The sequence below is a fragment of the Gilliamella sp. wkB292 genome, from assembly GCF_001690235.1.
Classification (GTDB): domain Bacteria; phylum Pseudomonadota; class Gammaproteobacteria; order Enterobacterales; family Orbaceae; genus Gilliamella; species Gilliamella apicola_F.
This window is the reverse complement of the sequence record NZ_LZGO01000047.1, coordinates 83,428-108,141: the sequence shown is the minus strand read 5'-3', so window position 1 is coordinate 108,141 and position 24,714 is coordinate 83,428. Positions and strand designations below refer to the sequence as shown.

The 24,714-nt window shown below is 34.4% G+C and carries 20 protein-coding genes, 3 tRNA genes and 3 other RNA genes; 21 read left to right on the top strand and 5 right to left on the bottom strand.

Annotated elements, in window-relative coordinates; translation table 11 throughout:
- Positions 1-1,568: 1,568 nt before the first annotated feature.
- Positions 1,569-1,644, bottom strand: a tRNA-Phe gene (locus A9G09_RS05070).
- A gap of 158 nt (positions 1,645-1,802) precedes the next feature.
- Between A9G09_RS05070 and A9G09_RS05065 the strand changes: the two genes are divergently transcribed.
- From A9G09_RS05065 to A9G09_RS05045, 5 genes are all read left to right on the top strand, one after another.
- The gene (locus A9G09_RS05065) at positions 1,803-2,252 is read left to right on the top strand and encodes an FxsA family protein (protein ID WP_065633807.1); all 450 of its coding nucleotides are present in this window, start codon (positions 1,803-1,805) and stop codon (positions 2,250-2,252) included.
- Positions 2,253-2,385: 133 nt separating this feature from the next.
- Entirely contained in the window at positions 2,386-2,679 is a 294-nt protein-coding gene (locus tag A9G09_RS05060; protein WP_034915350.1) for a co-chaperone GroES, read from the top strand.
- Between the two features lie 46 nt (positions 2,680-2,725).
- Complete coding sequence (gene groL, locus A9G09_RS05055; protein ID WP_065633806.1) at positions 2,726-4,372, top strand: chaperonin GroEL; 1,647 nt, start codon at positions 2,726-2,728, stop codon at positions 4,370-4,372.
- 399 nt (positions 4,373-4,771) lie between these two features.
- Complete coding sequence (locus A9G09_RS05050; RefSeq protein WP_065633805.1) at positions 4,772-6,403, top strand: hypothetical protein; 1,632 nt, start codon at positions 4,772-4,774, stop codon at positions 6,401-6,403.
- A gap of 18 nt (positions 6,404-6,421) precedes the next feature.
- Entirely contained in the window at positions 6,422-8,551 is a 2,130-nt protein-coding gene (locus A9G09_RS05045; protein WP_065633804.1) for an AAA family ATPase, read from the top strand.
- Between the two features lie 311 nt (positions 8,552-8,862).
- On the opposite strand, the gene A9G09_RS05040 is transcribed toward A9G09_RS05045, so the two are convergent.
- Together A9G09_RS05040 and A9G09_RS05035 are read right to left on the bottom strand one after the other, a co-directional pair.
- Positions 8,863-9,477, bottom strand: a complete 615-nt coding sequence (locus A9G09_RS05040) for a hypothetical protein (RefSeq protein ID WP_141671530.1) — start codon at positions 9,475-9,477, stop codon at positions 8,863-8,865.
- A gap of 28 nt (positions 9,478-9,505) precedes the next feature.
- Entirely contained in the window at positions 9,506-10,666 is a 1,161-nt protein-coding gene (locus A9G09_RS05035; protein ID WP_065633816.1) for a bifunctional tRNA (adenosine(37)-C2)-methyltransferase TrmG/ribosomal RNA large subunit methyltransferase RlmN, read from the bottom strand.
- Between the two features lie 122 nt (positions 10,667-10,788).
- Between A9G09_RS05035 and A9G09_RS05030 the strand changes: the two genes are divergently transcribed.
- A complete protein-coding gene (locus tag A9G09_RS05030) occupies positions 10,789-11,541 on the top strand; it encodes a M15 family metallopeptidase (protein ID WP_065799281.1) in 753 nt (250 codons plus the stop codon).
- 7 nt (positions 11,542-11,548) lie between these two features.
- On the opposite strand, the gene A9G09_RS05025 is transcribed toward A9G09_RS05030, so the two are convergent.
- Together A9G09_RS05025 and A9G09_RS05020 are read right to left on the bottom strand one after the other, a co-directional pair.
- The gene (locus A9G09_RS05025; protein WP_065633801.1) at positions 11,549-12,844 is read right to left on the bottom strand and encodes an ATP-binding protein; all 1,296 of its coding nucleotides are present in this window, start codon (positions 12,842-12,844) and stop codon (positions 11,549-11,551) included.
- A gap of 19 nt (positions 12,845-12,863) precedes the next feature.
- Complete coding sequence (locus tag A9G09_RS05020; RefSeq protein ID WP_065633815.1) at positions 12,864-13,544, bottom strand: response regulator transcription factor; 681 nt, start codon at positions 13,542-13,544, stop codon at positions 12,864-12,866.
- A 393-nt stretch (positions 13,545-13,937) separates the two neighbouring features.
- Between A9G09_RS05020 and A9G09_RS05015 the strand changes: the two genes are divergently transcribed.
- From A9G09_RS05015 to A9G09_RS04945, 15 genes are all read left to right on the top strand, one after another.
- A complete protein-coding gene (locus A9G09_RS05015; RefSeq protein WP_065633800.1) occupies positions 13,938-15,233 on the top strand; it encodes a serine dehydratase subunit alpha family protein in 1,296 nt (431 codons plus the stop codon).
- Positions 15,234-15,356: 123 nt separating this feature from the next.
- A tRNA-His gene (locus tag A9G09_RS05010) sits at positions 15,357-15,432 on the top strand.
- Positions 15,433-15,454: 22 nt separating this feature from the next.
- Positions 15,455-15,531 (top strand) — tRNA-Pro (locus tag A9G09_RS05005).
- Positions 15,532-15,572: 41 nt separating this feature from the next.
- A non-coding RNA gene (locus A9G09_RS05000) (RtT sRNA) lies at positions 15,573-15,697 on the top strand.
- Positions 15,698-15,738: 41 nt separating this feature from the next.
- A non-coding RNA gene (locus A9G09_RS04995) (RtT sRNA) lies at positions 15,739-15,863 on the top strand.
- Positions 15,864-15,904: 41 nt separating this feature from the next.
- Positions 15,905-16,029, top strand: a non-coding RNA gene (locus A9G09_RS04990) — RtT sRNA.
- A gap of 175 nt (positions 16,030-16,204) precedes the next feature.
- Positions 16,205-16,927 (top strand): GntR family transcriptional regulator, encoded by a 723-nt coding sequence (locus A9G09_RS04985; RefSeq protein WP_065633799.1) that lies wholly within the window; start codon positions 16,205-16,207, stop codon positions 16,925-16,927.
- Positions 16,924-17,607 carry a GntR family transcriptional regulator gene (locus A9G09_RS04980; protein ID WP_065633798.1) on the top strand — a complete coding sequence of 228 codons (684 nt, stop codon included), beginning with the start codon at positions 16,924-16,926 and terminating at the stop codon, positions 17,605-17,607. The genes A9G09_RS04985 and A9G09_RS04980 overlap by 4 nt, the downstream gene beginning before the upstream one ends.
- Positions 17,608-17,618: 11 nt before the next feature.
- Positions 17,619-18,086 carry a PTS sugar transporter subunit IIB gene (locus A9G09_RS04975; protein ID WP_065633797.1) on the top strand — a complete coding sequence of 156 codons (468 nt, stop codon included), beginning with the start codon at positions 17,619-17,621 and terminating at the stop codon, positions 18,084-18,086.
- Positions 18,087-18,103: 17 nt separating this feature from the next.
- The gene (locus A9G09_RS04970) at positions 18,104-18,940 is read left to right on the top strand and encodes a PTS sugar transporter subunit IIC (RefSeq protein ID WP_065633796.1); all 837 of its coding nucleotides are present in this window, start codon (positions 18,104-18,106) and stop codon (positions 18,938-18,940) included.
- A complete protein-coding gene (locus A9G09_RS04965; RefSeq protein ID WP_065633795.1) occupies positions 18,921-19,742 on the top strand; it encodes a PTS system mannose/fructose/sorbose family transporter subunit IID in 822 nt (273 codons plus the stop codon). Before A9G09_RS04970 ends, A9G09_RS04965 begins: the two co-directional genes overlap by 20 nt.
- 13 nt (positions 19,743-19,755) lie before the next feature.
- Positions 19,756-20,841, top strand: a complete 1,086-nt coding sequence (locus tag A9G09_RS04960) for an SIS domain-containing protein (RefSeq protein ID WP_065633794.1) — start codon at positions 19,756-19,758, stop codon at positions 20,839-20,841.
- The gene (locus A9G09_RS04955) at positions 20,838-21,836 is read left to right on the top strand and encodes an SIS domain-containing protein (RefSeq protein WP_065633793.1); all 999 of its coding nucleotides are present in this window, start codon (positions 20,838-20,840) and stop codon (positions 21,834-21,836) included. Before A9G09_RS04960 ends, A9G09_RS04955 begins: the two co-directional genes overlap by 4 nt.
- A 14-nt stretch (positions 21,837-21,850) precedes the next feature.
- Positions 21,851-22,282 carry a PTS sugar transporter subunit IIA gene (locus tag A9G09_RS04950; protein ID WP_065633792.1) on the top strand — a complete coding sequence of 144 codons (432 nt, stop codon included), beginning with the start codon at positions 21,851-21,853 and terminating at the stop codon, positions 22,280-22,282.
- 147 nt (positions 22,283-22,429) lie between these two features.
- On the top strand, positions 22,430-24,511 hold the full coding sequence (locus A9G09_RS04945) for a prolyl oligopeptidase family serine peptidase (RefSeq protein WP_065633791.1): 2,082 nt from the start codon (positions 22,430-22,432) through the stop codon (positions 24,509-24,511).
- Positions 24,512-24,714: the final 203 nt, after the last annotated feature.

Below are 24,714 nucleotides of genomic sequence, written 5' to 3'. Positions count from 1 at the left end.
TATACATATTTATATTCAGATGAATATAAATTTATTACGAAAAAATATAATTTATGATTGTATTAATATTAAACTACTGATCCTAGCCAAAATATTAGACAGTGCCCACCTCTATCACTTTATTTTTTTGATAAAATTGGTCATATGATACTCAACTAACCATAGTATTTTTCTATATCATAAAGACGATATCAATAAGATCTGCACGATATCGTAACCTTGATAGAGCCGAGCATTGAGTTCTATAAATATATATTATCTACTTTTTTTCAGCCTTAACATACTTATTTTTTAATTTTCTAATTCTTGACGAATTAGTTTTGTCATTGATGATTTTCCAACACTAAAAAATCTTTATACACCCAATAAATGGTGTTCTAGATTTTTTATCCACATAAACTTTGTCGTATTTCTATTTGTGAGCTGTTTAATGGCTAATAGGCTTATTTTACGAGTTACTTTCTTTGGCTGTTTCTAAACAATACTGTTGTAATTTTAACTTGCTAACAAACACATAATGATAAGAAAATTAAGATGTTGATTCTTTCATCATACACATCATGAATTTGTGAAATAGCAATGATTGTAACGAGCCTCATTTAAATAAACAAGACACTTAAAGCGCTTGTTAGCAAAGTTATAGATAATCATACAATCTAGACTAACTCTAAAACATATCCGTAGCTGTTGTTTATGTGCTTCATATTTGATTTGTTTATCAAGTAGTAAAAATAATTTATCTGACATATCTTGTTCCCTTATTTGTCGACTTAAATAAAAGATGAAAATGAAAAGGGATATGTTCATTCTTATTAAATTCCATAACAACAGCATACCCTACAATACCAAGTTTAAATTGCAGAACTTGATAAAGGAGAAGTACATTATTTCTTTTTGGTTGCATCGATATCAGTATTGAACTCATCATCTCATTTAGCATAATGAAAATCAGCTCGAATCGGTAATATTTTTGCGTATTTAGTTTGTGGCTTATTTAGGTATATAATTTGTTTTTGATTAAGTTGAGTATTAATGGTAAATTTTATATTTTACATGTAGTTGCCTTTATTAACTTAGAGTCATTTGAGAAGAAACGAAATTATTTTTAATCTTACTTGTAGTATCTCAAAAATATTCGATAAAAATTAACATTTGACTTTAAAAAATAGTGAAACGTTAACTTAAAAAACCCACTCTCATTAAATTATCAATCCATCAGAATATGAATGGGTAAAGATGATTACTTCATAATTATCTTATGAACAAATAACAAGCATAATGTAATAAATATAAAAAAAAATAATAACGTAATAAGGTATTCATTGAAAGCATCAGTACAAGTAACGAACGCATAACCACTTGGTAAGCAATTCTTTATAACCCTTGCAAATAAAGGCTTTAAATCCAGTTTAATGATACACTCCATTATCAAACAGCTTGTACCCTATTTTGTTTCCGATTTTATACTTGATTTGGATTGATTTTAGTTAAACTTGGTTGAGTTATAAAATAAGGTAAAAACTTTAGACACAAAAAAACCAGCTTTCGCTGGTGTTCTTTTTTGGAATTGGTGCCCGGACGCGGAATCGAACCACGGACACGGGGATTTTCAATCCCCTGCTCTACCGACTGAGCTATCCGGGCAACAATGGATGCACATTAAACACGATCTGAGATTATCCGTCAATCCCTTTTGTAAGATATTTTAAAAAAAATAGATTGTTTGGTTGAAAAATAACTAATCATCTATATATCTAGATCTAATTTTAATAATATAACGTCACTTTTTAAGGAATTGTTATATGCGATATCTAGGCTTTATTGTTTTTTTTATTTATCTCTATTTTGAAATTAGTACATTTATGATGGTGGCTAACGCTATTGGCGTTTTTCTTGCCTTAATTTGTATTATTGCAACATCTATTATTGGTTTTTCATTAGTTAAAACACAAGGTTTAAAAAACCTGCGCGAAATGCAACAAAAAATAGCAGAAAATCAGAGTCCTAAAAATGAAATTATTAAAAGTGTTGCTTTATTGTTTGCTGGTTTTCTATTACTTATCCCTGGTTTTTTGACCGATATTTTAGGCGCTATTTTATTAATTCCTTATGTGCAAGAATCGATTGTTAATTTCATTGTGAGAAAACTACCAAAAAAATCAATATTTTCATCATACCAACGCACTGATAAAAATGCTGATATTATTGAGGGAGAGTTCATCCGTAAAGATGATGAAGAATTAATCAATTGAAAAATATTTTAATATTATTCTCTTGAAGAATTTAAAACAAACCCCATGTAATATTCACTATATTATATAGATCATAATTTGATGATTTATTGTTAATAATTATTTAATTTAAATTAGTGCTAGGAGATAACTAATGAAAATTCGTCCATTGCATGATCGTGTGATCATTAAACGCAAAGAAGTAGAATCAAAATCAGCTGGCGGTATTGTTTTAACAGGTTCAGCTGCGGGTAAATCAACACGTGGTGAAGTTTTAGCTGTTGGTAATGGTCGCATTTTAGAAAATGGTCAAGTTCAACCATTAGACGTTAAAGTTGGCGATATCGTTATTTTCAATGAAGGATATGGCGTTAAAACAGAAAAAATTGATAACGAAGAAGTGCTTATCTTATCTGAAAGCGATATTTTAGCCATTGTTCAAGCGTAATTGGCAAATAATTTAATTTATAGACAGAATTCAGGAGAAATACAAAATGGCAGCTAAAGATGTAAAATTTGGTAATGACGCTCGCGTTAAAATGCTTAAAGGCGTTAATGTACTAGCTGATGCAGTTAAAGTCACTTTAGGTCCAAAAGGACGTAACGTAGTATTAGATAAATCATTTGGTGCACCAACTATTACTAAAGATGGTGTGTCAGTTGCCCGTGAAATCGAATTAGAAGATAAATTCGAAAACATGGGTGCACAAATGGTTAAAGAAGTAGCTTCAAAAGCAAATGATGCTGCTGGTGACGGTACAACTACCGCAACAGTACTTGCTCAAGCGATTGTTAATGAAGGTTTAAAAGCGGTTGCGGCTGGCATGAACCCAATGGATTTAAAACGTGGTATCGATAAAGCTGTAGTTGCAGCAGTTGAAGAGCTTAAAAAATTATCTTCACCATGTGCAGACTCTAAAGCGATTGCACAAGTAGGTACTATTTCAGCAAACTCTGATGAAACTGTGGGTACTTTAATTGCACAAGCAATGGAAAAAGTGGGTAAAGAAGGTGTTATCACTGTTGAAGACGGCACAGGTTTACAAGACGAACTTGATGTTGTTGAAGGTATGCAATTTGACCGTGGTTATTTATCACCATATTTCATCAATAAACCAGAAACAGCAACGGTTGAATTAGACAGCCCATATATTTTATTAGCTGATAAAAAAATCTCTAACATTCGTGAATTATTACCAGTATTAGAAGCAGTTGCTAAAGCAGGTAAATCACTATTAATCATTGCTGAAGATGTTGAAGGCGAAGCATTAGCAACATTAGTTGTGAACACTATGCGTGGTATTGTTAAAGTTGCCGCAGTTAAAGCACCTGGCTTTGGTGACCGTCGTAAAGCAATGTTACAAGACATCGCGATTTTAACAGCTGGTACTGTAATTTCAGAAGAAATTGGTTTAGAGCTTGAAAAAGCAACTTTAGAAGATCTAGGTCAAGCTAAACGTGTTGTTATCAATAAAGACAATACCACTATCATCGATGGTGTTGGTGAAGAGTCTTTAATCACTGCGCGCGTTGAACAAATCCGTAAACAAATCGAAGAATCAACTTCTGATTACGATAAAGAAAAACTTCAAGAACGTGTAGCTAAACTTGCTGGCGGTGTTGCAGTCATTAAAGTTGGTGCAGCAACTGAAGTTGAAATGAAAGAGAAAAAAGCACGTGTTGAAGATGCATTACATGCAACTCGTGCAGCGGTTGAAGAAGGTGTTGTTGCTGGTGGTGGTGTTGCGTTAGTTCGTGCTGCATCTGCAATTTTAGACCTTAAAGGTGCAAACGAAGATCAAAACGTTGGTATTAAAGTAGCTTTACGTGCGATGGAAGCACCATTACGTCAAATCGTAACTAACTGTGGTGAAGAAGCATCAGTTGTTGTTAACGCAGTTAAAGGTGGCAAAGGTAACTATGGTTACAATGCTTCAACTGAAGAGTACGGCGATATGATCGCAATGGGTATCTTAGATCCAACTAAAGTAACGCGTAGCGCATTACAATATGCTGCATCTGTTGCGGGTCTTATGATCACAACTGAATGTATGGTTACTGATTTACCTAAAGATGATAAAGCTGATTTAGGTGCTGCTGGTGGTATGGGCGGCATGGGTGGAATGGGCGGAATGATGTAATTCATCCTATCGTTACAACCCAAAACCTGTTAAAAAACCACCCTTTTATTGGGTGGTTTTTTATTTATTTTCCTTCTATCAAATACTCATTAACTTCACAACTTAATCACATAATCAACACCGTAAATATCAAATAAAAGTCCATTTACACTAATTGTTGTTTAAAATAGCAAAACATCTAATTTTTATTTATGACTTTTAGTTACGCTTTTTTAGAAATGAACCAAGTATGTTGTTTTTTTCTTGTCAAAATGAAATGTAAAATAGATAATAACATGATGAAAAAATAAGGTTTATTTTTTCTATAAAAATAAATTAATTATACCAAACTTTATTACTTTATATGAAATAGGATATAAAGTTAATAAGTAATAAGTGAATATAAAAAGGAATAGAACAATGAGTGTATCGTCCAGTAAAAAAGCTGCAACAGTTCAACAAAATGATTATTCAGCAAGACAACGACAAAAATCTACCCGAACAGAATCCCCTCAAGCTAACATTCAAAATAATACTTTTTTCAAAGTTATTTTTTCTGATAATCTTTCTCTTGAACAAAAAGTTCAAGAAGTTACACAAATTTTAGAATTTACCGATAATAAAGAAATAGATCGTGAAAAAGTAGAAGAGTTTGATAAGTTCAAAGAATATCTACAATCAATCTCTGAAGAGATGTCTAAGCAACGTATCGAAATGACTGATACCGAAGTGTTCGCTGAATTGCAACGAGTCTATGCTGATTTTAATAATGACCTTAATGATTTTATTGATAAAATCAAACCGCTTACCGAAATCACTGATGCACTTTATAACCTACGCCAAAATGGTGAAACGCGTAACGCTCTAGCGCAAATAAAAGCAGATCAAGAATGGGATGATGAGAAGCAAGCCGAAAAAAAACAAATACAAGATGAAATCACAAATAACGATACACTAATAGCTAAACTAAAAGAAGAAATTCATACATTAGAGCAAGATAGAATATTCTTTGGCCTTGGAAAAATTAAAGCAGCCTCAAAAGCAAAAATAGCATCTAATCAAGAAAAAATAGCGCAATTAGAACAAGATATACAAAATAAAAATACACAATTAGCAAATCTTGAAGAAGAAATTAAACTTCGCCATGCGCAACGTAGTGAATCACTTGATGTTGAGAAATTAAAAGAGCTACTGAATTTAACATCAGATGAACACACATTACGGCAAGCTGATATGGTTGAATCTGCCTTAAAATTCGTTAACCAAGGTAAAGAGCGTTTTGGTGCTATTCGTGGTCATCTTGAAAAGATGGTTAAACAAATCGAAGGGCTTAGCGACAATAATGGTAACATGATCCAAATTTATGCCATTATGAACGAAGCGACCAAACAAGTTGAAAAAGTCCATCGTGAACGCCGACAAGAACTCGAAAATAAAGATGTTGGTGACAATTTGTTAGAGTCAATGAAACTGGAAGAAACTCGACGTAATTTAGATGAACATATCGATACCGTATCAACTGCAACTGTCGATACGATGCAAACCTACGGCGAATTAACAACCGAAGCAATTAAAATACGTAACATGCAAGCTGCAACTAAAAAACAAGTAGAAAGTGCAAGAGCAATGCATTCACGCGGTATTGCATCAGTCGCTTCACAACTTAGCGTTGTGGTAACAGCGGTTAACTCAGCAGCGATTAATGAAGCGCAATCCATGGCAGGAAATACTTTAGCTGAAATGGCGAGAGTAACTAACGATATTGCTAAGAACGAAGCAATACGAATTGCAACGGGTCGTGACGAAATCAATAACGATTTAGAAGCTATGCTACAAAACTTAGCTGAATTTGGCGATACTCAACGTGAAGCAACAGAAATCACCCGTTCTGCCCTTGAAACAATGCGCGCTAATTTAGAAGAAATCGAAAAAATGTCCAAAGATGTTCAAGGTGATACTCGTGAATTTATTGCAGTAACTGGCGATGTTTTATCTGAAAAGAGTGAAGCCAAAAAAGAAACTAAAAATACTACGTCCCCTTTTAAACTATAACTGACGAAGGAATGCACAATGTACCTAGTTAGAGGGCGTGAATATTTAGCGCAACATCCCAATTTTTCATTAGTGGGAAGAGAGCATGATTTAGAAAGAATATCATCAATTCTGATCCGACAATCATCAAACTCACTTTTACTAACAGGACCAGCTGGTGTAGGCGTTTCGGCGCTTACCCTTGGTTTACAAGCAGCTAAAAATAGTCCTGACACACCATTTGACTTAATTGTTAAAAAACTATTTTGGTTAAATAGTGATGCACTGTTTTCCAGTGGTGATAGCACTAAAATTAATAACGAATTTCAAAATATTTTAAAAAAATTACTGCAAACACCTGAATCGGTTTTAATTATTACTGATACAGCTAATTTTTTAGAAGCGGCACACAATACCGGTAATGCTCATTTTATTAATGCATTAAATAATGCTGATAAATCGGGTAATTTTCAAGTAATTCTAGAAGTTCGTGATGATAAACTTAGTAGTGTGCTAAAAGCTAGTACTAAAATGCCTGAGCTCTACACGCTTTATGATGTAAAAGAGCCAACAGGAAGTGATTTAAAAGCAATTGTTACAGTTGTTGCAAAAGAGCTGTCTGAACATCATCAAATCGAAGTTGACGATAATGCTATTGACGAAGCAATACACTTAACAAGCAAATATCGTGATAGTTTGGGTTTAGGTGGAGCACAGCCTCAACGCGCAATATCCTTGCTTGATCGCGCACTAGCAAGCTACCGCCAATTGACGCATAAACAGCATCCTAAAATTGCTGAATTAATGGCTAAAATTGCGAAAAGTACTGATGAAATAGAACGTCAATCTTTGCAACAGCAATTAAATCAATGGCAACAAGATTGGCAAGATTTGAAATCAGAAATCAGCAAAACATATCAATATCAACGTGATGCTGAAACATTACGCTTCCAGCTACAAGACGAAATCACCCAAATTCAGGAGCAAGAAGAGGAAAACAAAATTTCTGATTCTGCGGCCATAAAAACCTTTGCTCAATTGACAGCAGGTGGATTTGACTCGCCAGCTGTCACCAAATTAAAAGAAAAAATTCGACAAATTGATGCCGAAATTGCACAAAATAATGAGCAACATAAAAAACTAGTAATGCTTGCCAATAAAGATCTACGACTAAATCGACAAGAAGTAATCACTGAATTTAGTAAAATTTCGGGAATATCAGCCAATAAACTCGATGAAAACGAAGTTGAAAATTTAATTAATTTAGAAGCGCATTTATTGTCACGTATTTTTGGTCAGGATGAAATCGTCAAACATGTAGCTAATTCGGTTAAAGTTGCTAAAGTCGATGCACTAGAAGAGTCTGGACCAGCAATGTCTTACCTCTTTTTAGGACCATCCGGTGTAGGCAAAACAGAAATGGCAAAAGCTTTAGCGCAATACGTATATGGTGACGAAAAATCATTAGTGCGATTTGATATGTCAGAATATATGGAAAAACATGCAGTTGCTAAATTAATTGGTGCACCGCCTGGATATGAAGGGTTTGAAGCTGGTGGTATTTTGACTAATTCAGTTAGGGCTAAACCGGTTGGTATCTACCTATTTGATGAAATCGAAAAAGCACATCCTGATGTATTTAATATTTTCTTGCAGATCTTATCAGACGGACGTTTAACCGATAATATCGGTCGTACGGTCGATTTTTCTGACATAATGATTATTATGACATCAAATATTGGTCAGCCTTATTATCTTGATCCTAATCTATCTGATGAGGCAGCACGCGAACTAGCAACAAATGAGCTAAATAATACCTATCGTTCAGAATTACTGAATCGTTTTAATGGTAGGGAAAATATTGTTCACTTTAAACGACTACCAATGGAAGTTATTGAGAAGATTATCCGTCGTGAAATTGATAAACTCAATCAAGCTTATCAACCTCGAAACCTAACTATAGAAGTACAAGACGCTTGTCTTAGTGCATTTTGTCATGATCATTATGATATTATTCGTGGTGCAAGAGGTTTACCTGGTTATATTAAAGCCAATATTCGACCGTTTATCGTCAATCACATATTACAAAATCCACTTGATCAAGGCACGTTTAAAATAGTGTATAACCAACAAACGCATAGTTTTGATATGGAATTTTGTAAAAATTAAAAACGCTTCACTTCGTTTTTAGCGAAGTGAAATTTACTACAATAAATTGAAGCTAACAGGTAATGTTCCTTTAGCTTCAATTATACAACCCTTCTTAAATTCAAAACTTTTTAGCGTAGCCACGTAAATTATCAGAAAATTACCCAATAGCAGCGGTAAATAAATTAACCGTTGTAATTTTTTATCATAGTTATATTACGTAAAGTAAACCATCACCCAAAATGGTTTACTAACATAATTTAATTAAACTTACGCAACAAGCTTAGGGTATAAACTTCCACTTTGTACAAGCACGATATCATTATCAATATTTATTTTTTCGCAACAGAAAATAGATAATTAGCCACCTTAGTATCACCATTTTTTTGGTATAATTGAGCCGTTTTAATGACACTTTCTTGTCGAGATGCATCGTAATTAAAAAGTTGCTTAAACATTAAATCAGCAGTTTTCTGATCACCGTTCTGAATCGCACAATAACCATATTGTTCATACGCATCGGCTTTCCAACGGTGGCGATCTAAATCAATACTTTGTTGAAATTGTTGTTTTGCTTCTTGATAACGATTTCTACCACATAAAAAAGAACCATAATGAACATGATACAGTCCATTACCGGGTTGCATTAAGGTGATACGTTTGTAAATCATTTCAGCTTCATTATATTCACCAACATGCTGATCAAACATTGCCATTGCTAGCATAACTTGAGGGTTATTGGGTGAATATTGTGCAGCCAATTTCAAGTTATAATGTGCAGCTTTGATATTTTCTGGTGACTCATCAGCCTTAGCCAAATAAGCCAAACCTAATCGCGTTCTAGATAATGCGGCGGTTTGAGGATCAAATTCTTCATGGCCTTTAACTTGGCAACCTGTTAAAGCAATCATGGATACACAGCTGAAGATGACTAACCATATTTTCATTAACTTTTCCCTTTTCCGTTGTCTATTTTTATGCGGTTTGCTGAACCAAGTTTTGCTTTTTATACAGTGTTCTTTTAGTCCTGTCGACAACTTCACCGGCTAACTGACCACATGCGGCATCTATATCATCGCCGCGGGTTTTACGTACAATAACCGTAAATCCATAACCCATCAATGTTTTCATAAAACGGTCTATACGTGTATTTGAGCAACGTGAATAAGGAGCACCAGGGAACGGATTCCATGGAATTAAATTAATTTTACTTGGTACATTTTTTAAGAATTGAGCTAATTCATGAGCATGTTCTACGCCGTCATTAATCTGATTTAGTAACACATACTCAATTGTTACCTTGCCATGATTGGCATTTGAAGTAGACAAATAACGTAAAATTGAATCGCGTAACATCGCCATATTATACTTTTGGTTAATTGGCATAATTTCACTACGAATCGTATCATTTGGAGCATGAAGTGAAATCGCTAACGCAACATCAATCATTCCAGCCAATTTATCTAAAGCAGGAACAACACCCGAAGTTGAAAGCGTAACACGTCTTTTTGATAAACCGTAACCAAAATCATCTAACATGATTTCCATTGCCGGCGCAACGTTAGATAAGTTGAGTAAAGGTTCCCCCATTCCCATCATAACAACATTTGTGATAGGTCTATCGGCTAATTTTCCTGTCACACCAATGGCATTTGATGCACGCCAAACTTGGCCGATTATTTCAGAAACGGTTAAATTACGATTAAAACCTTGCTGAGCGGTTGAACAGAATTTACACTCCAAAGCACATCCTACTTGTGAGGACACACACAAAGTTGCGCGATCGCGCTCAGGAATATACACCGACTCAATCATCTGATTATTGCCGACATCCAATGCCCATTTAATGGTACCATCAGATGAACGTTGTTCCATCGCTATTATTGGGGCTTTAATTTCGGCTAACGTTTTTAATTGTTCACGTAATTTTTTATTAATGTCAGTCATTTGATCAAAGTCATCTATTCCAAAATGATAGATCCACTTCATCACTTGATCTGCTCTAAAAGGTTTTTCACCTAATGATATAAAAAACTCTCTCAATTGCTGGCGGGTAAAATTGAGTAGATTAATTTTTTCATTGGTTGCTGGAGTAGTTTGTGTTATTTTTGCTGCATCTGTACAATTTACAGACATGTTGGGTGTTGATGATGTTAACATAAGGCCTCGTTTTTACACATTATGGCTATTTAAATTTTTAGGGAAAGGATTATACTGGTTTTCACTTTATCTGGCTAATAAATATTAGTGATTTATAAATGAAAATGAATTCAACAATTTTAAAAAAAACGTTAACGATTACGCACACAATAACTTTACTTTTATGTTCAACATTCGCTATGGCACAACCAATTTCATTAGATAAATTAACAGGTCAATTTGACGAAAAGAAAGATAACAATTTTATTGCGTTAGATTCAACAATTTTACCTGTTAATAAAAAAGGCATGTATCTGCAAAAAGAACCTGCCCAGCAGTTAATTAAAGCTTATAACGACTTTAAAAAGTCTTATCCAGATATACCGTTTATAGTTGTGAGTGCAACTCGTAATTACACGTATCAAAATGGCATTTGGCAACGTAAATGGGATGACTTGTTACCAAAACTTCATGAACCCCAAAAAATTGCTGAGCAAATTTTAAAACTATCATCTATGCCAGGTACCTCAAGACATCATTGGGGAACAGATATTGACATTACCAGTGTTTCATCAAGTTATTTTAGAAATGATAAAAAAGGCATCATACTTTACCAATGGCTACAAAAAAATTTACCTAAATATGGTTTTTGCCAGCCATTCAATGAAGGTCGTAAAGGAGGATATTTGCCAGAAGAGTGGCACTGGTCATACAAACCTATTTCCAGCCAATATATCGCGCAATATAAAGCTATATTAGACAGTGAGCCTGATAAAATTATACAAAGACTCAATTTTACTGGTCACGACAAAATTACACTTGAAAGTTTAGTCAAACAATATGTATTAACAGTTAATTCTGAGTGTTATTAATAATACATTAGTGGTTACGCCAATAAGGAAGTTTGATAGTGACCACTAATCCCCCACCATCACGATTATTTGCTTGAATAGTACCGTTATGCATAATGACGGTCTTTCTTGCAATTGCCAGACCTAAACCATAACCTTTACCTAATTGTGCTGACTGGATACGAACAAACGGTTCAAAAATACTCGATAATTTATTTGAATCAACACCTGGACCACGATCTTTGACTTCAATTTGCAAATATTTACCCACTTCTTTTAACGATACTTCGACAGCTTGCCCAGCTTTAGAAAAACGAATTGCATTACGAATAATATTTTCAACTGCTCGGCGAATTTGTTCCGAATTACCTTTAATAATAGAATGCGTTATGGATGCTAAATTAAAATGTACATCAATTAATTGATGATTGGCTTCATAATTAGCATCACTAATCACCACACTAATTAAATCTTTTAAATCAAAATATTCATCAGTACGATTATTCATTTCGGCGCGTGAATAATTTAAAATTTCACCAATTAACTGATCTAATCGTTCTGACTCTAATTCAATTCTCGCTAAAGCAGTATCAATATTTTGTTTATTTTGTTGGGCAAGCCCAATGGCTAACTGTAAACGCGCAAGCGGCGTACGCAACTCATGTGACACATCATGTAAAAGTGCTTGACGATCTGAAATTAAAATATTTAATTGTTCAACCATCATATCAAAATCTTTACCCAACTCACTGAGTTCATCACGTCTAGGCTTTAATTTTTTAAATAACCTGACAGAAAGATCACCTTGTGATACACGAAAAAAGCCTTGTCGCAATAACCGCATTGGCCTAGTTAAGTTCCATGCTAAAAATAGACTAAAAGCTAAACCAACAAATCCCCCCATTAACATAATTGGCAACGGCATACTAAAAAATACCTTTTTGCTACGATCATCTTTATCTTCTTTGAACGAAACAGCATATAAAGTACCATCAGGCGCAATAGCTGTTCGTTGATAAATATAAGTTGGTGACTCTAATTCATCAGTCAATATATTAACTTGATCATTTTGAGGGGAAATTAATTTTATTGATAACAACGCCCGTTCACGTTCAGGTAAATGCGCAATAAAATTAAGTGTTTCATCTTCACCCGCGACATGTAACAATTGCGCAATCATATCGACTTTGGTCGGCATATGATTAAGAAAACGTTGATTTCTATTTTCTACATAAAAGGAGAAAGCTATCCAGGTTAACTGAAAGGTAAGATAAAAAATCACACAAAATATAATCAGTATTTTCCAAAATAATCGACGATTCATACCAAAGCCTACTCTATCGTTAACGGATACGGTAACCTACTGCTCGAATGGTTTCAATTGTCACATCGTTTTGTGCTACTTGAGACAGTTTTTGACGAATATTACTAATATGGACATCAACGCTACGATCATAAAGCTCTCTAGCTCGACCTAATCCTATTTCAGATAGCTCTTCTTTAGTCACAACCCGTTCACTATGTTTGACTAATAAAACTAATAAATTGAATTCAGTTGATGTCAAATCAATAACTTGCCCATTCCAAGTACAAAGACGCTGCGGTAAATCAAGCGTTAAACCATTAAAATGGTATTTTTTGTCATCGACCATTTCAACTGAACGTTCATCAAACCGACGTAAAACAGCTCGCAACCTAGCTAATAATTCTCGTGGATAACAAGGTTTAGGAATATAGTCATCAGCACCAAGCTCTAAGCCTAACACCCGATCAATATTATCGCCTTTAGCTGTTAACATAATAACGGGCATATTACATTGCTGACGTATGCTTTTTAATACATCAATACCATTAATATCAGGTAACATAACATCTAAAATTGCGGCACGATACTTACCCGATAATGCTTCATCAATACCATCTTTACCCAAATAAACACTTTTAATATTAAAACCTTCATTGGTCAAATATTCACTTAGCATTTGTGATAATTCAATATCATCATCAATTAATAAAATATTTATCATAATCGCCATTATTATCTAAATTTTAGGTCTTTACATTATTGCAATAATTAAAAAAAAGTCAGGTAGTTTTACTAAAATATTACATATTTTGAACTATTCCTGATTATTTAATTTACTAACCAACCATATAAAAAATTTAAGATAAATATTATTGCTTATTATATTTTTTGAAAGAATTTGAATAGTATTTATCAGTTAAATTACTTACCATATTATTTAAGTCAAAATTGTCAGATTGGTTATTAATATCAAACAGCAAATAATTAAGCCTTATACTGTTTACGCTGCAATCACATCGTTCAATTTTCAATAAATATTAAATAAAATAGTATGCTATCAAGAAGGTAACATTTCACCATCAACATTACCATTAAAATATGGAGATAAACAATGAAACAACAAGTAATGTGGCAAGAATTAATTAAATTGGTGAAACATGAAGTATTACCCGCGCTTGGTTGTACTGAACCGATATCATTAGCATTTGCCGCTGCTGTTGCGGCTCAATATCTAAACAAAAATAATATTGAAAAAATTGATGCTTATGTTTCACCAAATTTAATGAAAAACGGTATGGGCGTGACTGTGCCTGGCACTGGCATGGTTGGATTACCTATTGCCGCAGCAATTGGCGCGATAGGTGGCGATGCAAAGGCTGGACTTGAAGTATTAAAAAATATAACACCAGAGCAAATCACCTTAGCTAAAAAAATGTTAGTAGATAACAAAGTGAATGTGAAAATAGCCAACAATAATCAAGCCATCTACTGTGAAGTCAATATTTATACAGAACACGATCATGTTAAAGTATGCATCGAAAATTCACATACCAATGTTATTTTGATTGAAAAAAACAGTAGCGTTATTTTTAAACAAAATAACATTGCTACAAATCAATTAAACAATAACGATATCATCAAACAGGTATCGGTAAGATTAATTTATGACTTTGCAACCTATGCAAATTTTGAAGATATTCAATTCATTTTACACTCTGCCGAATTAAATTGTGCCCTTTCTCAAGAAGGATTAAAGCATGCTTATGGATTAAGTATTGCCTCAACATTACATGAACAAACCCAAACAGGATTATTAGCTGATGATTTGCTTTCAAAGGTCATTATTCGCACAACTGCTGCATCTGATGCGCGTATGGGTGGTGCAACGTTACCAGCCATGAGCAATTCAGGTTCAGGTAATCAAGGAATCACCGCTACCATGCCGGTTGTAGTGGTAGCAGACTATTTAGATGCAACACCTGAACAATTAGCTCGAGCATTAATGTTATCCCATACCATTGCCATTTATATTCATAGCAAGTTTCCGCCTTTATCGGCTCTTTGTGCAGCGTCAACAGCCGCTATGGGCGCAGCAGCGGGTATGGCATGGTTACTTGGTCAAGGCAAATATGAACCTGTTGATATGGCAATTTGTAATATGATTGGCGACTTATCAGGCATCATTTGTGATGGCGCTTCAAATAGCTGTGCAATGAAAGTTTCAACATCTGTTTCATCAGCGTTTAAAGCTGTACTGATGGCTTTAAACCATATTCGGGTAACAGGAAACGAAGGTATAGTTTGTGATAGTGTTGAAAATTCAATCAACAACTTAGGGGCCATCGCTAGTAATAGCATGAAAGCAACTGATACTCAGATTATTGATATCATGTCACATAAGGCTTAAACTACGTTTTAGTGCTAAAAGATTAAACTTTTAGCGCTTTTAATATAACCAATTGGTATATTTTTTAAAAAATATGCTGGACAATGTTGTTTTTTATGCGTAATATTTCGTCCTGCTTCAATGGTGGCTATAGCTCAGTTGGTAGAGCCCTGGATTGTGATTCCAGTTGTCGTGGGTTCGAATCCCATTAGCCACCCCATTTTATGAAGCAAAAAATCTAACGGCGAGTAGCGCAGCTTGGTAGCGCAACTGGTTTGGGACCAGTGGGTCGGAGGTTCGAATCCTCTCTCGCCGACCAATTTTAAATAAAAAAGCCTGCTCATTGAGTGGGCTTTTTTATTATCCGCTTCAGCTTAAAGGATGAGAACCGACGGAGGTTCGAGCCGAGCGTAGCGAGACAACGTTGCTTTAGCAACGACCCGAAGGGCGAGCATAAAATGCGAGTTATCCTCTCTCGCCGACCAATTTTAAATAAAAAAGCCTACTCATTGAGTGGGCTTTTTTATTATCCGCTTCAGCTTAAAGGATGAGAACCGACCGAGGTTCGAGCCGAGCGTAGCGAGACAACATTGCTAAAGCAACGGCCCAAAGGACGAGCATGAAATGCGAGTCATCCTCTCTCGCCGACCAATTTTAAATAAAAAAGCCTGCTCATTAAGTGGGCTTTTTTATTATCCGCTTCAGCTTAAAGGATGAGAACCGACCGAGGTTCGAGCCGAGCGTAGCGAGACAACATTGCTAAAGCAACGGCCCAAAGGACGAGCATGAAATGCGAGTCATCCTCTCTTCCCCGCTCTATTTTTTATTATCTTACTGATTTAATGTCACTTACAATAAATATTGTGATCATAACAACAATTTTGGTACTTAAGATTGACAAGATATATTTTTTTAATTAATTTTTAACCAATAAAAATGGATTTAAGATATATCTTTTGGATATTACGATCCAAAAAGGAAGGGGATGACTATTGGAATATCGTGATATTGCGGTCAAAACAGCTGTTGAAGAGCAAATTAAAGCAAATCCAGCCATAATAAAGGATAAATTCACAGAACGTGGGCTTGCCGAATATTTTGGCGTCAGTCGAACAACGGTTAGAAAAGCGTTAAATGATTTGGCCATGGAAGGCTATGTTTTTTCTGCTAAAAAAAATACACAATATCCAACAATCTTTGAAATCAATATGTTGAAAATGTCTTCATTTAGTGAAGAAATAGATAAAGAAAATCCAAAACAAATTAAAATCAAAGTTCTTTCCAACCAAGTTATCAAGATTCCCTCAGAATTGACAAAATTCTTTAATTTTAATCACCAATTACTCAAAATAATTAGGCAACGCGTATTAGGTGAAATGCCTTTATCTTACGAGATCTGTTATTTACCCTTCGAAAAATTCAGAGGTTTAGAAACACAAAATTTGAGCAATGTGTCGCTTTATCAATATTTAAAAGATCATTACCAGCTAATACCGAGTCATGGTCGGGAAGAAATTACCTACGAAACCGCAAATAAAGAATGTGCCAAGTATTTAGGTATCAAAGAACAAACACCAATCTATAAGGTTTCAAGTTATAACTACGATAATAACTTTGAGCCTTTTGAACACACTGAGCAATATTTAATAGGTAACCGATTTAAATATCACTTATCGGCTAAAAATATCTTCAATTATAGCGAGACAGATAAATGAAGTTATTTGAAAAAATTGCAGTTCAGTTAAGCGAGTTAATAGATACGGGTAGGTATGGTGTTGGTGCCGCATTACCGCCAGAAGGCCAGCTACAACAAAACTACGGCGTAAGTAGAACAACTATTCGTAAAGCAATAGACCTATTAGTTGAAAAAAATCAAGTTGTAAGAAAGAAAGGGGTGGGGTTATTTGTTGCACCTAAACTTTCAACGCAAAATATTCTAGAAATGACGGGCATCATCAAACCCTATGATTATCAGAATGATAAAAAAGTGATCAAAGAGTCTTATTTAAGACAAGCAGGAAGCTACTACAGTCAATTATTAAAAATAAAATCGTCCGAGCTTATTTATTATATTAGCTTTCTTGAAGTGGCAAAAAACAGTGTCGTAAAAGCTATTTTTTTGCTACCTCTTAACTATTTTCCTGATTTTCAACTTTCCATAATAAAAGTGTTATCGGCACTCGAAATTGTCAATTCGAGTAAAAAGAAAGTTGATAAATTAGAACAAGATTTACAATTAATTGTTGCCAATGCTGAACTTGCCAAACAGCTAGGTATCAAAATTAATAACCCATTATTTAAAATTTCTAACCACTATTTTGATATTAACAGCGAACCAATAGCCATTGAATATAAATTTGCTACTAATACTAAATATGTTGTCGATTTCACCTAGGAGGAAAATTAATGATTAAATTATTACGTGTTGATCATCGTTTATTACATGGTCAAGTTGTTGTTTCATGGTTCGATAGCGTTGGAGCCAATACTATTTTGGTCGCTAATGATACGGTGGCAAATGACGAACTACGCAAATCAGCTATTCGATTAGCTAAACCTGAACATGGCAAATTAGTCATGAAATCCATTGATGACAGCATTGAGGCAATTAATTCTGGTGTAACTGATAAATATCAAATGCTGATCGTTGTTGAATCGGTTGCCGATGCTGAAAAGCTAATTAGAGGCACACAAGGAAAAATAACCAGCCTCAATTTAGGTGGCACAAAACCACGCGAAGGAACGAAGAGCTATTCTAAAACTATCAATCTAACTGAACAAGAAGCAGATTTATTAACTGCACTAAAACAAGATGGCATTGATATTTACATTCAACAAGTTCCGAGTGAAGCAAAGCAAAAATTTGAAAAATAATTTAGAGGATACAACACATGAGTATCGAATTAACAGCACTTCTATTAGCTTTAATTGCGATGTTAGCAAATGCTGAATACTTTTTAGGATCATCAATGTTATCTCGCCCGCTCGTCACCTGTACTTTAGCAGGTTTAGTTATGGGTGATATTACTCAAGGCATTATCATTGGTGCAACCTTAGAGTTAGCTTTTGTTGGATCGTTTTCTATTGGGGGATCGATTCCTCCCGAAATAATTTCAGGCAGTGTTTTAGGTACCGCTTTTGCTATTGGTGCAGGTAAAAGTACTGAAATTGCTTTAACATTAGGTATTCCAATTGCGTCACTGGTGTTATTAGTCAAAAATCTCTGTTTCCTTTTTATTCTTCCTTATTTTGTTCACAAAGCAGACAAATATGCCAGTGAAGGCAATGGTAAAGGGATGGATAGAATGAATATCTTAGGTGGATTTTTCTCAATCAATCTGCCAATTGGCTTAGTTGTCGGATTCTCCTATTTATTTGGTAGTGCCGCTGTTAACAGCTTATTAGAGATGATACCTAAATTTATCATTGATGGTTTAGGTATTGCCACAGGGCTACTACCAGCTTTTGGTTTTGCAATGTTAATGAAAATTATGATCAAAAAAACCAATACTACCTTCTTTGTTCTTGGCTTTGCATTAGCGGTATACATGAAAGTGCCAGTTACCGGCGTAGCTATTTTTGGTGCTTGTCTTGCCTTAATTTTGACTGGTTATTCTGCATTTAATGGCAAAAAAGGCGCAATAGACGAAGGTAACCAACAGCTCAATACAAATACAGGTAATGCATTAGCATCACAGGAGATCGATTATGAAAATGAAGAATTCTAAATTAGTAACCAATAAAGAGTTAAACAGAACCTTTTGGCGCTCTTTTACCGCTGAATGGTCATGGAACTATGAACGACAAATGAATTTAGGCTATGCCTATGCTATGCGTCCGGCTTTGGATAAAATCTACAGTAATAACAAAGTAGAATTAACCGATGCCTATCAACGACACCTTGAATTTTATAATATCACACCATGGTTAATCACCTTTCCATTGGGTATTTGTATTGCCATGGAAGAGCAACATGCTACAGACAGTGAGTTTGATAAAAACTCAATCAATGACGTTAAAATTGCCCTAATGGGACCATTAAGCGGTTTGGGTGACTCATTTTTTTGGGGAACACTACGTGTCATTGCAACAGGCATTGGTACCTCGTTAGCGTTGCAAGGCAATATTTTAGGCCCGCTACTATTTTTACTGATTTTTAATGTCCCAGCGATTTTGGCACGTTATTTTGGCTTACTGATAGGCTATAACATTGGGACGTCATTTATCGATAAAGTTCAAAAAACAGGATTGATGGATAAATTATCCTACGGCGCTTCAGTATTAGGGCTTTGTGTGGTCGGGGCGATGGTTGCCACTATGGTTACCTTAAATATGCCATTAAAAATTGGATCAGGTTCAGATGCTGCATCACTGCAAGATATATTTGATGGAATTGTGCCACAAATATTACCGTTGCTCTTTACGCTGTTTATTTTTGTACTGGTTAAAAAAGAAGTTAAAGCACATTGGATTCTATTATTAATTGCGGCAATTGGTATTTTTGGAGCCTGGAGCGGTTTGTTAGGTTAATGAGAGGAAAACAATGAAAAGTATTGCAGATTATGTGGCTTTAGAACCTGAGTATTATCAGCATATACTCGATAATTACCAAACGTTATTTGCTCATATTATCGATTTAAGCCAGATTAAACAACTTAATGCAATTGTTATTTTTGCAACAGGTTCAAGCGCTAATGCGGCCTATAGTGCTCGCCCTTTTATGAGTAAAATATTAAACGTGCCAGTTTATATAGAAGATCCTTCTATTGCGGCTAATTATTCATATTATAACGATCCTAACAATTTATATTTTGCTATTTCGCAAGGTGGTGAAAGTTACTCAACGATTCATTTAGTTAAACAATTTGTGGAGAATAATCAAACTATTTACAGTTTAACCAGCAATCCAAGCAGTCCATTGTATAAAGTGAGTAATCATATTTTATCAATGGGAATGCCAATTGAGGAAATGCCTTATGTTAGTGCAGGTTATAGTGTAACTATACTCGATTTGATGTTAATCACTTTAGCTATTGGTCAAAAACTAGGGCATATTAACGCTCAACAATTTGAAAGTTATTTCGCACAAATACAAAAAATAACTCAATTACTGCCACAAATCATTTTGCAATCACAAGCTTGGGTTGCGAAACATCAAGATCAATTCAATCAAACTAACCGTGTGATTTTTATTGGTTATGGCGCAACATATGGCATTGCACGCGAAGGTGAAACCAAATTCACTGAAACCGTACGCAATACAGCATTTGGCAAAGAATTAGAAGAGTACATGCATGGACCCTATCTTGGCTTGCATCGCGATGATTATATCGTTTTTATTGAGCCACAAGGTCGACTCATGGACAGAGCTGAGTTGTTAAAACAGTTTTTAAAACAATATGTGCAAAACATTGCAACTATTTATGCACATAATACCGAAACACCGAAAACAGCCGATTTGTGCTTAAATATTGACTGTGATGAACTTTTATCATCACTATTTATGACCATCCCAATTCACTTACTCAGTTATCAAGTATCGCAATTAAAAGGTCACAATCTAGAAAAATCAACATATCCAGAATTTGATGAAATCACTAAATCTAAAATAAAGAGGGTTACAGTATGAGAAAATATGACGAACAAAAAGAACTCAATAGCATGAATGGTGCATTAGCATTACGTCCACAAATTAATGAGTTTATTGATAAAATTCATAAACGTGGTTACAGCAATGTTTGTTGGTTAGGTATTGGTGGCACTTATGCATCATCAATGCAAGCAGTTGTCCATATGAAAGAAAAAACAGCCATTGAAACTTTTGTTCAACATGCGGCTGAATATCTAGTAACAGGAAACAAACGTATCACTAAAGACACATTAATCATTATTTCATCTGTCACAGGTACCACACAAGAAGTCGTTGCAGCTATTGAGAAAATTCAAAAAGAAGTTGGTTCAACCATATTCGCTTTCATGGATAAAGCTGATACACCATTAGGGAAAATGGCACACCATGTTATTACTTACCCAATGAATGAACAATTAAAATTCTTTATGACAGCAGATCGTTTAATGTATTTAGCCGGTGAGTTCCCTGATTATGATGAGTTTTATCAACAAATGGATCAACACTTTGCTAAAAATATTGTTGCTGTTGCCAAAAAAGCCGATAAATTTGGTCAAGAAGTTGCTGAAAAACACCATAACGATACAATGCACTATTTTGTTGGCGCGGGCAATCAATGGGGAGCAACGTATTCTCATGCTATGTGTTATTGGGAAGAACAACATTGGTTACGTTCAAAATCCATTGAATCAGCTGAATTTTTTCATGGTACATTAGAAGTGATCGACCGTGATACGGCAGTTACTGTTTATGTTGGTGAAGATACACAGCGCCCATTAAGTGAACGTGTCGCTAAATTCTTACCACAAATTTGTGGAAATTACACCATTATTGATACCAAAGATTATGAATTACCGGGTATCTCTGAAAAATATCGTGGACACTTATCACCGTTTGTTTTTCGTACTATCAATAATCGAATTGATGCTTATGTCGAACACTTAAATCGTCATCCAATGTCAATTCGTCGTTATTATCGTTGCTTAGATTACTAAGGAGAACATTGCCAATGATTGCAGTATTAGTCAGCACCCATGGACCAATGGCAAACAGCATTATTGAAAGTGCTGAAATGATTTGTGGTAAACAAACACAATGTGAAGCTGTCCCTTTTTTAACGGAGCAATCGTTAGATGATTTTCAACAGCAAATTGAACAAACATTGACAATGCTAACACAGGAAGGACAAACTCTGCTTTGTTTTGTTGATTTAAAAGGTGGCACCCCCTTTAATACATTAACCAGACTAATGGCAAATTACCCAAATCTCGAAATTGTTACTGGGGTGAATATACCCATGTTATTGGCAACATTTATGCTAAGAACGCAAATGGCGTTAGATGATTTATTACCAGAACTAATGCAAACAGCTCAACAAAGTATTGAACACTATAATATCGTGTCGATGACATCATCAATAATAGAAGATGAAGAGTTTTAAACTGGTCAAATAAAAACAATTAATTTAACTTCAATAAGGCAAATATATTTTTAATCACAATAAAATTATATTTGCTTTTATCCATTACGAGTAATACCTTTCTATTTAAAGCCTTACATTGATCATCAAATAAATAGGTAAGCAAATTTGACTATATTTAAAGATAAAACGGTTATCATAATATTGATACTATTATTAAGTAGTATTTGTAGCTGTTGTACAACTAATAATGGATTAACATTAAAACAAATCGACGCGAACGATAAATATCGTTGGATGGAAAATCAACCACAGTTAATCAATAATTGGTTATTGTCTGAATCTGAACGTACTGTCAAAACACTAAATGCGTTACCTTGGCAAAAAACAGTGAGTCAGCGGTTTAATGAGTTAACAGATTTTGGCGCTGAACCTAGAATATCTGATATTCAATACGTAGGTGATAATTGTTTTTATTTCAAACAAACAACAGATCATCCATATAATCGTCTTTTTGTTAAAGATCGCTTCAATAATGAAAAAGTATTAATTGATCCTCCTATTGGCTATGGCATATATGACTTTTATCCATCATATGATGGTCAATATATTGCTTATAGCATTTATGAAAATGGTGCTGAGATATCATCAATAAAAATTATTAATGTAAAGACCAAATCACATCTTAACGATGATATAACCGGTATATCAGATCCAAGTATCATTTGGTCTAAAGATAATTTATCTTTTTTTTATAAAAGAAATGATAGATATCAAAGTAATAGTCAAAAATCCGGCACAGAAGAGGTCTATCGTCACTATTTAAACGCAAATAGACAAAATGATGTTTTAATATTTGGTACTGGCCAGATATCCGATTATAACCCCTTTACCGATCAAAATACTTCATTATCCTTTTCGTCAAATTGGGCTATTGCTTCGATCTCACCTTCTATATCGGGTTATAGTATCGATTTGTATATAACACCTTATGATGATCTTCAAAAAAATAATGCTCATTGGCAAAAAATCATCGATAGAAAACAAAATGTGACCAATTTTATTCTAAAAGATGATTGGTTATATTTAGCTAAACATAATAATTTGTCTGGTTATACTATTTCTCGCGTGAATCTAAATAAGAATAGCCAACCAGAAGAAAAAATTATGGAATGGCAAAATGGAGATTTGACCCAATTTGCAGCAAGCAAAGATGCTATTTACTTAGCTTATCATGAGTCAACAATCCCCCACTTTGTAACTATCTCTTTTGCTGACACTCATCATGTTAAATTGATTCCACTTGCCAATAATCAAGAAGTAACAGCCATTTTTAGTAATGCAGATCGCAAAGAAATATTATTTACTGCTCAAAATTGGACTGTCCCACCCAAAATATTTAGTTATGATCCTGATAATGGATTAATTCAAGATACAAAAATGATTAATCCCAGTGCTTTTTCGTTTGCCAACTATGAGGCTGAACAACAATGGATAAAATCAAGCGATGGCACACTCGTTCCCATGACGATTATTCATCCTAAAGGGATCAAATATGATAGTACTGCTCCTACATGGTTAACGACCTATGGTGCATATGGTGTAAGTCAGCTCGCTTTTTTTGATGCGACACGTTTAATTTGGCTTGAAAGAGGTGGAATAATTGCAATTGCTCACGTTCGAGGCGGTGGAGAATTAGGAAAAAATTGGCATAGTGGCGGTAGCTTAGCTAATAAACAAAACTCAGTTGATGACTTTATAAAATGCGCACAATATTTGATTAATCATCATATTACCCAACCATCTAAGCTAGTTATCAGCGGTGAGAGTGCGGGTGGTATTATAATTGGCATGGCATTAGCTAAACATCCTGAACTTTTTGCTGCGGCATCTATTAATGTGGGTATGTTAAATATGAGCCGATTAGATAACATCGCCATTGGCAAAGCAAACTTTGCCGAGTTTGGTTCGCCATTAAACGCAAAACAGTTAAATGATTTATCTAAAATAGATGCCTATTTAAACTTAAAAGATAATGTTACGTATCCACCGGTTATGATTTCGCTAGGTTTGAAAGATGAGCGTGTCGCACCATGGCAAAGTGCTAAATTTATCGCTCGCCTTAATGCGATAAACCATAGCGAAAAACAGCAGGTGTTAGTTATTGCAGATCAATATGAAGGGCATTTTTTGGATAATTTTCTCAATACAGTCGAGTTTTTTATTTGGCAAACCATGCCAACACCATAATTAAAAATTGCTAACATTAGAGTGAATATTATTTATGACAATCTCTATCATTAATTATGTTACTTAAACGCACTTATCATTGTAAAAAATGAATAGGTAACAAACATCAATAAAAACAAGCTAGCAATTTAAATAACCATAGTTTTATATAATTCACTGTTATCTTTTAATAATCTAAAAAAATAATTCTTATCTTACTTTGT

Bases quoted from the DNA above. Each gene is read 5' to 3' on its own strand.
- A9G09_RS05065 (WP_065633807.1), top strand. From the start codon at position 1,803: ATGCGATATCTAGGCTTTATTGTTTTTTTTATTTATCTCTATTTTGAA.
- A9G09_RS04955 (WP_065633793.1), top strand. From the start codon at position 20,838: ATGAGAAAATATGACGAACAAAAAGAACTCAATAGCATGAATGGTGCA.
- A9G09_RS05040 (WP_141671530.1), bottom strand. From the start codon at position 9,477: ATGAAAATATGGTTAGTCATCTTCAGCTGTGTATCCATGATTGCTTTA.
- A9G09_RS05030 (WP_065799281.1), top strand. From the start codon at position 10,789: ATGAAAATGAATTCAACAATTTTAAAAAAAACGTTAACGATTACGCAC.
- A9G09_RS05050 (WP_065633805.1), top strand. From the start codon at position 4,772: ATGAGTGTATCGTCCAGTAAAAAAGCTGCAACAGTTCAACAAAATGAT.
- A9G09_RS05025 (WP_065633801.1), bottom strand. From the start codon at position 12,844: ATGAATCGTCGATTATTTTGGAAAATACTGATTATATTTTGTGTGATT.
- A9G09_RS05060 (WP_034915350.1), top strand. From the start codon at position 2,386: ATGAAAATTCGTCCATTGCATGATCGTGTGATCATTAAACGCAAAGAA.
- A9G09_RS04975 (WP_065633797.1), top strand. From the start codon at position 17,619: ATGATTAAATTATTACGTGTTGATCATCGTTTATTACATGGTCAAGTT.
- A9G09_RS04965 (WP_065633795.1), top strand. From the start codon at position 18,921: ATGAAAATGAAGAATTCTAAATTAGTAACCAATAAAGAGTTAAACAGA.
- A9G09_RS05015 (WP_065633800.1), top strand. From the start codon at position 13,938: ATGAAACAACAAGTAATGTGGCAAGAATTAATTAAATTGGTGAAACAT.
- A9G09_RS04960 (WP_065633794.1), top strand. From the start codon at position 19,756: ATGAAAAGTATTGCAGATTATGTGGCTTTAGAACCTGAGTATTATCAG.
- A9G09_RS05045 (WP_065633804.1), top strand. From the start codon at position 6,422: ATGTACCTAGTTAGAGGGCGTGAATATTTAGCGCAACATCCCAATTTT.
- A9G09_RS04980 (WP_065633798.1), top strand. From the start codon at position 16,924: ATGAAGTTATTTGAAAAAATTGCAGTTCAGTTAAGCGAGTTAATAGAT.
- A9G09_RS05035 (WP_065633816.1), bottom strand. From the start codon at position 10,666: ATGTCTGTAAATTGTACAGATGCAGCAAAAATAACACAAACTACTCCA.
- groL (WP_065633806.1), top strand. From the start codon at position 2,726: ATGGCAGCTAAAGATGTAAAATTTGGTAATGACGCTCGCGTTAAAATG.
- A9G09_RS04950 (WP_065633792.1), top strand. From the start codon at position 21,851: ATGATTGCAGTATTAGTCAGCACCCATGGACCAATGGCAAACAGCATT.
- A9G09_RS04970 (WP_065633796.1), top strand. From the start codon at position 18,104: ATGAGTATCGAATTAACAGCACTTCTATTAGCTTTAATTGCGATGTTA.